General features: G+C 40.5%; 6 protein-coding genes and 2 pseudogenes. 7 read left to right on the forward strand and 1 reads right to left on the reverse strand.

Annotated elements, in window-relative coordinates; translation table 11 throughout:
- Nucleotides 1–492, forward strand: a pseudogene (locus B5D32_RS14235) (relaxase/mobilization nuclease domain-containing protein); the annotation flags it as partial.
- Nucleotides 493–661: 169 nt separating this feature from the next.
- Here the strand turns inward: B5D32_RS14235 and B5D32_RS14240 are convergent.
- Nucleotides 662–1027 carry a helix-turn-helix transcriptional regulator gene (locus B5D32_RS14240; protein ID WP_173762803.1) on the reverse strand — a complete coding sequence of 122 codons (366 nt, stop codon included), beginning with the start codon at nucleotides 1025–1027 and terminating at the stop codon, nucleotides 662–664.
- Between the two features lie 147 nt (nucleotides 1028–1174).
- Here B5D32_RS14240 and B5D32_RS14245 point away from each other — a divergent pair, with 147 nt between their 5' ends.
- The 6 genes and pseudogenes from B5D32_RS14245 to B5D32_RS14270 all read left to right on the forward strand — a co-directional run.
- Nucleotides 1175–1360 (forward strand): helix-turn-helix domain-containing protein, encoded by a 186-nt coding sequence (locus B5D32_RS14245; RefSeq protein WP_078785623.1) that lies wholly within the window; start codon nucleotides 1175–1177, stop codon nucleotides 1358–1360.
- Nucleotides 1357–2019, forward strand: coding sequence for a response regulator transcription factor (locus B5D32_RS14250; RefSeq protein WP_078785624.1), 663 nt, complete (start codon nucleotides 1357–1359; stop codon nucleotides 2017–2019). Before B5D32_RS14245 ends, B5D32_RS14250 begins: the two co-directional genes overlap by 4 nt.
- Before the next feature lie 81 nt (nucleotides 2020–2100).
- The gene (locus B5D32_RS14255; RefSeq protein ID WP_078785625.1) at nucleotides 2101–3015 is read left to right on the forward strand and encodes an ATP-binding cassette domain-containing protein; all 915 of its coding nucleotides are present in this window, start codon (nucleotides 2101–2103) and stop codon (nucleotides 3013–3015) included.
- Nucleotides 3008–3796 carry an ABC transporter permease gene (locus B5D32_RS14260; protein WP_078785626.1) on the forward strand — a complete coding sequence of 263 codons (789 nt, stop codon included), beginning with the start codon at nucleotides 3008–3010 and terminating at the stop codon, nucleotides 3794–3796. The genes B5D32_RS14255 and B5D32_RS14260 overlap by 8 nt, the downstream gene beginning before the upstream one ends.
- A 13-nt stretch (nucleotides 3797–3809) precedes the next feature.
- Nucleotides 3810–4700: a sensor histidine kinase gene (locus B5D32_RS14265; RefSeq protein ID WP_078785627.1), complete on the forward strand. Its 891-nt coding sequence runs from the start codon at nucleotides 3810–3812 to the stop codon at nucleotides 4698–4700.
- Between the two features lie 436 nt (nucleotides 4701–5136).
- Nucleotides 5137–5357 (forward strand): annotated as a pseudogene (locus B5D32_RS14270) (sigma-70 family RNA polymerase sigma factor); the annotation flags it as partial.

The raw sequence follows: 5357 nt of genomic DNA on the forward strand, positions 1-5357 counted from the left end.
AAGCAGATGGCCGCCGCTCTTGCCTATATACAGGACAATAACCTGACCGATTATGAGCAGTTGGCGAAGAAAGCCACCGAGGCGGCAGACCGTTTCCATGCCATTTCCGAACAGATCAAGCAGACGGAACAGGCCATGAAAACCAATGCCGGGCTAAAGGCCGCAACGGTTCAGTATGCCAAAACCCGCCCAGTCTTTGAGCAGTATAAGGCGACGAAGTACAGCCGGAAATTCCTTGCGGAGCATGAGGCCGACCTTGAACTGTACCGGGCTGCACAAGCGGAAATGCGCTCTCTGCTGGGCGGGGCGAAGCTCCCTAAAATGGATGTGCTGAAGGAGGAAGGCCGCAAGCTCACAGCAAAGAAAAAACAGCTCTATGGAGAATACCAGAAGGCACGACGGGATATGCAGGAGATCGTCACGATCAAGGCGAACATTGACACTCTGATGGGCTACACCGGGCCGGGACGAAAGCAGGAAAAGGAGCGTTAAGGTTATGAAAATAAGGAGCAAAGTGACGCTGACACTTCGGGCCATGTTGGCCCGAAGATACGGGTTTGGAGCGAGCCCCAACAAGCCGCCTTTGTGCCACTTGTGGCCACAGAGGCATTGCTTGCCACTTAGCGACAGCCCCTAAAATGACGCAAAAAAACAGAGGCCCTTATTCTGGAACCTCCGTTTCCCTGGCTTTCTTAATGCCTTCGGCTGTGGCTTCTATCACGACAAGCTCTTTTTCATTCATGGAGTTTAGAAGTACATCAATGTGCTTTCTACAAGAGCTTGACCTTGCCCCTCCGTCCGCATGAATAAACTGGTCAACTGAAACGTCAAACATAGTAATGAGTTTAACAAAAAGGTCGAAGCTGGGATATTGACCTTTGTTCTCAATATTCATAATGGTACGGGAGTCACGGTCTACTAATTCCGCAACATAGGCTTGTGTCCAGCCCTTTTCTTCTCTGGCTCGTTTGAGAGCTGCCCCGAGGCCGTGAAAGTCAAACCTTCTTTCATTTTGGTTCATTCTCATATCACCCTATATCATTGTACATTTCGGGTTGGATTATGAGAATGTAATGGAATTTTACATAAAGTAGTATTTTATTTCATCAATATGCAGCCTCCAACTTGTACTATTCGAGATAAAGAACTATAATGTACTCTGTGGAGGTGCGAAATGGACTATATGACATTGAAAGAGGCCGCCGAGAAGTGGGGCGTGACACCTCGTAGGGTAAATTATTATTGTGCTGGTGGGCGTATCCCCGGTGCTGTGAAAATGGCCGGTGTTTGGTTGCTCCCCAAGGGGGCGGAGAAGCCGCTTGATGGCCGGACAAAACAAGGGAGAGAACATAGAAAATGAAAACAATAGCAGTTATAGAGGACGATCAGCATATTGGAAATATCATAGAGAATGCTTTGAAAAAAGAAGGTTATGGGGTTCTTCGGGCTTATTCTGGGACAGAAGCCTTGTATCTTTTATCCCACAATACTCCAGATTTAATTCTTTTGGATTTAATGCTCCCTGGTTTAGCAGGAGAAGAAATATTATCGAAAATGGATGGTATTCCAGTTATTGTTGTCAGTGCTAAAGTTGGTATTGATGATAAAGTAAACCTACTATTAAGTGGTGCGGTGGATTATATAACTAAGCCTTTTGAAATAAGAGAATTACTGGCTCGTATTTCTGTACAATTTCGCAAAGAAGAAAAGCAAAGTCTTATCTCAATCCTAAAGGTTGACAATCTTGTGTTAGATTTGACTTCACATGAGGTTACTGTAAACGATACTCAAGTACATTTGACAAAAACAGAATATGCTATTTTTAAGCTATTGATGCAAAATCCTAATCAGGTAATTTCAAAGACTGTAATACTTGAAAGGATTTTTGAAGATACTCCAGATTGTACTGACAGATCTCTTAAACAACATATTTCTAATCTTCGCAAAAAATTGCGTGATGCCGGCGATAAAGAATACATAGAGGCAGTATGGGGTATTGGATTCAAAATTACATTTTGACCATTTCTTGACGGTTTTCTTGACCGCTATCTTGACCATACAATAGTACAATGAAGTTAGAAAGGATAAGGAGGTAAAGAGATGGATTATTGTTTAGAAACCATTTCGCTTTGTAAAAAATATGGAGATTTTCAAGCGTTGAATGGACTTTCAATGCACATTCCAAAAGGTGCAATTTATGGACTTGTAGGTAAAAATGGTGCAGGTAAAACTACGCTTATTCGTTTAATTACTGGCATTCAGAATCCTACTTCCGGCGAATACAGTTTATACAATATAAAAAACACCGATATGGCAATCAATAAAACTCGCCGCCGTATGGGAGCTGTAGTTGAAACTCCAGCGGTTTATTTAGATATGACGGCAGAAGAAAACTTGATAATGCAATATCAAATTTTGGGGATACCGAATTATAACGGGATTACAGAATTACTAACATTAGTTAGCTTAGCCGATTGTGGAAAGAAAAAAGTTAAAGATTTTTCATTAGGTATGAAGCAAAGATTAGGAATTGCTGTTGCTTTATGTGGCTCTCCTGATTTTTTGATTTTAGATGAACCTATAAATGGTTTAGATCCACAGGGAATTGTTGAAATTCGAGAACTCATTCTAAAACTCAACCGGGACTATCAAATCACTATTCTTATTTCCAGTCACATTTTGGGAGAGCTATCCAAACTGGCTACTCACTATGGATTTGTCGATGGAGGAAAAATTGTAAAGGAAATAGATGCCACAGAGCTGGAATTAAATTGTCGTAAATGTACCCATCTCTCTGTGACTGACACAAAAGCATTGTGTCGGGTACTGGACGGTTTGAATATTGAATACTCTCTGACATCGGATACAGAGGCAGATATATTTGGGGAAATCAATATTACACAACTGACCTTGGCACTAGCAAAAGAAAATTGTGAAATCATGTTCATACAAAAGCGGGATGAAAGTTTGGAAAATTATTATATGAACGTGATTGGAGGTCATACAAATGCGTAACCTTATATTTGCAAACTTCACTCGGCTGAAAAAAAGCAAGCTTTTTCGGGCTGGCATAATTGTATCATCTTTATATACTGTGTTCCTTTTAATAATGAATTATCTGGAAATGACAGCTTCGGTCGAAATTACAACCGTATCATTAAACTGGTTTTTCTTTTCGGCAATATCAGTTGCTGCTATCTTTTGTCCCATATACAGTGGTTTCTTTATCGGGACAGAGTATAGTGATGGAACTATTCGTAATAAGTTAATTGCCGGTCATAAAAGAAGCAATATTTATTTCGCAAATGGAATTACAATTTTTTGTGCAGAAGGTTTGCTGTTTCTTGTGAATGCAGCGCTCATTATTGTTTTGGGAATCCCACTGTTCGGATTGAATATTGAATACCCGTCATATTTTATCATTTATCTGCTTGCTGGTATTCTCATACTTGCCGCATTTGCGAGCCTGTTTACAATGGTTTCAACACTAATCAGTAATAAGACTTCTTCGGTAGCCACTTGCCTGATCATCTATGTGATTTTATTTATAATAACTAATTATTTGAGAATTGCAGTCTTTAGCTATTACGGAGACATGACATTAGACATCATATCTAATAAGATAACAAGAATTATATTGGAGTTTCTATATGATTTTCTCCCTACGGGTCAAAGCCTGCAAATTTCGAGTGGTATCATACTTCGCCCATTTAATGTCATTCTGTATTCTTCATTGAATATTATTTTGACCACAGTATGGGGGTTATTTGTTTTCAAAAAGAAAGATATAAAATAGTGGAGGTCTAAACATGGTTATTCCTTGGTTTCTATGCGGTTTTCTTTTATGTATCAGTGTACTTCTTGTTTTGAAATTATATTTAATGAAAAAGGACTTGAACAACCTGTCCATAGAATTTAGGAATAATCTGGAGAGCGACACAAATAATTTGCTTACAGTTTCTACCTGTGATCGTGATGTTCGGAAGTTGGTTGCAGAAATTAACATAGGAATTGAACAGCTTCGGTATCACAGGCATAGATATATGAACGGTGATAGAGAACTCAAAGAGGCGCTTACAAATATATCTCACGATCTTAGGACACCACTAACGGGAATATGCGGATATTTGGAGTTATTGAAAGATGAGAATGACTTAACGGCCATCAAATCCTATATCTCCTTAATTCAAAATAGAGTAAGCTGTCTAAAGCAGTTGTCTGAAGAACTCTTTTGCTATTCCGTGGTTACATCATCATGGGTGGCTACACAGGAAAATGTAATTCTAAACAAAGCACTTGAGGAAAATCTGCTTGTCTTTTACGGAGCTTTTAAGAAACGAAAAATCGAGCCTGTTGTTGAAATTCCCGATACTTTTATTCCGTGTTATATTGATCTGCCTGCCTTTAATAGAATTGTCAGTAATATTTTGAGCAATGTCTTAAAGTATAGCGAGGGAGATTTGTATGTAAAACTCTATGCCAACGGTCTAATTACTTTTACAAATTCTGCCCGTAGTTTGACGCCTGTAATGGTGGAACGATTGTTTGACCGATTTTATACGGTAGAAACTGGGCAGAAAAATTCCACAGGGTTAGGGCTTTCTATTGCAAAAACTCTTGTAGATCAAATGGGTGGTGAAATACAAGCTACTTATCAAGACAAAAAACTAACTATAGCTCTTAAATTAAATATTGTATAACCTGCCGCACGACGGCAAAAGAAAAAAGCCGTCGTCCAGCAGACACATTTCCATGCGCCTATGAAACGGCGGCTTTGATTTTCAGAGCCGCCGTTTCTTTGCGTTTGCACAAACCAATGACGACTTGCAGGGACACGGTAGCCGATGGGAGGTTATTTTGCCGTGTCCTTCTTTTTAATTCGCAGTATCCATGATCTGCACCAGTTAAAAAAAGCGTAGCTCCCCCTCCGGGAGAGTCTGGTTATGAATGTGAAATTAGACAACACATAAATGAATATGTAACTTCATGCGTCCGTGTGGCTTCATGCCGCCCGGGCGCTTTTGCGTTTTTATGGGGCTGCTTCGGGTCATGTTGGCCCGAAGTCATTCCCCGGTGCCGCTCCCCGCCGCCTTCGTTTCGGTCACTCGTCAACCAACAACCGAAACGGAGGTCAATATGGCTATTATCAATTTGCGGGACTATTACCCATTCTATACATCGGATTGCTTCATGGAAGTATCGGAAGAAGTTGCAGAAATGTTCAAAGAGTTTGATCGTAAAGAGGCTGCTTATCGGCTGCGTACATACCGCCACAAAGCCTACTATTCCCTTGATCGGGATGACGGGCTGGAGCATGAGGCTGTCTTTGTCGCTTTATCTCCCCATGAACTGTATGA

Source organism: Gemmiger formicilis (assembly GCF_900167555.1).
GTDB classification, from domain to species: domain Bacteria; phylum Bacillota; class Clostridia; order Oscillospirales; family Ruminococcaceae; genus Gemmiger; species Gemmiger formicilis.

What these genes read in the sequence shown, in the direction of transcription:
- B5D32_RS14245 (WP_078785623.1), top strand. Translation starts at nt 1,175, where the DNA reads ATGGACTATATGACATTGAAAGAGGCCGCCGAGAAGTGGGGCGTGACA.
- B5D32_RS14240 (WP_173762803.1), bottom strand. Translation starts at nt 1,027, where the DNA reads ATGAGAATGAACCAAAATGAAAGAAGGTTTGACTTTCACGGCCTCGGG.
- B5D32_RS14250 (WP_078785624.1), top strand. Translation starts at nt 1,357, where the DNA reads ATGAAAACAATAGCAGTTATAGAGGACGATCAGCATATTGGAAATATC.
- B5D32_RS14255 (WP_078785625.1), top strand. Translation starts at nt 2,101, where the DNA reads ATGGATTATTGTTTAGAAACCATTTCGCTTTGTAAAAAATATGGAGAT.
- B5D32_RS14265 (WP_078785627.1), top strand. Translation starts at nt 3,810, where the DNA reads ATGGTTATTCCTTGGTTTCTATGCGGTTTTCTTTTATGTATCAGTGTA.
- B5D32_RS14260 (WP_078785626.1), top strand. Translation starts at nt 3,008, where the DNA reads ATGCGTAACCTTATATTTGCAAACTTCACTCGGCTGAAAAAAAGCAAG.